The following is a 1,737-nucleotide window of genomic DNA, read 5'->3' on the forward strand; positions in this document are numbered from 1 at the left end:
GTTGTTTGAGAACTGCACAGTGGACGCGAGCATCTGTGGCCAAGTTTTTAAGGGCGCACGGTGGATGCCTTGGCACCAGGAACCGATGAAGGACGTGGGAGGCCACGATAGTCCCCGGGGAGTCGTCAACCAGGCTTTGATCCGGGGGTTTCCGAATGGGGAAACCCGGCAGTCGTCATGGGCTGTCACCCTTGCCTGAACACATAGGGCAAGTGGAGGGAACGCGGGGAAGTGAAACATCTCAGTACCCGCAGGAAGAGAAAACAACCGTGATTCCGGGAGTAGTGGCGAGCGAAACTGGATGAGGCCAAACCGTATACGTGTGAGACCCGGCAGGGGTTGCGTATGCGGGGTTGTGGGATCTCTCTTCTGTTGTCTGCCGGCAGCAGGACGAGTCAGAAACCGTTGATGTAGGCGAAGGACATGCGAAAGGTCCGGCGTAGAGGGTAAGACCCCCGTAGTCGAAACGTCAGCGGCTCGTTTGAGAGACACCCAAGTAGCACGGGGCCCGAGAAATCCCGTGTGAATCTGGCGGGACCACCCGCTAAGCCTAAATATTCCCTGGTGACCGATAGCGGATAGTACCGTGAGGGAATGGTGAAAAGTACCCCGGGAGGGGAGTGAAATAGTACCTGAAACCGTGTGCCTACAAGCCGTGGGAGCGTCGGATGCAGCTTGCTGCATCTCGTGACTGCGTGCCTTTTGAAGAATGAGCCTGCGAGTTTGCGGTGTGTTGCGAGGTTAACCCGTGTGGGGAAGCCGTAGCGAAAGCGAGTCCGAATAGGGCGATTCAGTAGCGCGCTCAAGACCCGAAGCGGAGTGATCTAGCCATGGGCAGGTTGAAGCGGAGGTAAGACTTCGTGGAGGACCGAACCCACCAGGGTTGAAAACCTGGGGGATGACCTGTGGTTAGGGGTGAAAGGCCAATCAAACTCCGTGATAGCTGGTTCTCCCCGAAATGCATTTAGGTGCAGCGTCGTGTGTTTCTTGCCGGAGGTAGAGCACTGGATAGGCGATGGGCCCTACCGGGTTACTGACCTTAGCCAAACTCCGAATGCCGGTAAGTGAGAGCGCGGCAGTGAGACTGTGGGGGATAAGCTCCATGGTCGAGAGGGAAACAGCCCAGAGCATCGACTAAGGCCCCTAAGCGTACGCTAAGTGGGAAAGGATGTGGAGTCGCAGAGACAACCAGGAGGTTGGCTTAGAAGCAGCCACCCTTGAAAGAGTGCGTAATAGCTCACTGGTCTAGTGATTCCGCGCCGACAATGTAGCGGGGCTCAAGCGTACCGCCGAAGTCGTGTCATTGCGATATGTACCCCCAACGGGGATCGTGATGGGTAGGGGAGCGTCGTCTGCCGGGTGAAGCAGCACCGGAAGGTAGTTGTGGACGGTTGACGAGTGAGAATGCAGGCATGAGTAGCGATTCACACGTGAGAAACGTGTGCGCCGATTGACTAAGGGTTCCTGGGTCAAGCTGATCTGCCCAGGGTAAGTCGGGACCTAAGGCGAGGCCGACAGGCGTAGTCGATGGATAACCGGTTGATATTCCGGTACCCGCTGTGAAGCGTCAAACATCGAACCAGGCGATGCTAAGTCCGTGAAGCCGCCCCGGAGCCTTCGGGCAAAGGGGAGTGGTGGAGCCGACGAACCAGACTTGCAGTAGGTGAGTGATGGGGTGACGCAGGAAGGTAGTCCATCCCGGGCGGTGGTTGTCCCGGGGTAAGGGTGTAGGACGTC

At 57.5% G+C, this 1,737-nt stretch carries 1 rRNA gene (only partly in view); it reads left to right on the forward strand.

From position 1 onward, the window contains the following. Nucleotides 1-37: 37 nt before the first annotated feature. Nucleotides 38-1,737, forward strand: a 23S ribosomal RNA gene (locus tag ACIRD7_RS43255); its annotated part runs 1,485 nt beyond the window's last position; the annotation flags it as partial.

It is taken from the genome of Streptomyces sp. NPDC093568 (genome assembly GCF_044764945.1).
GTDB lineage: Bacteria > Actinomycetota > Actinomycetes > Streptomycetales > Streptomycetaceae > Streptomyces.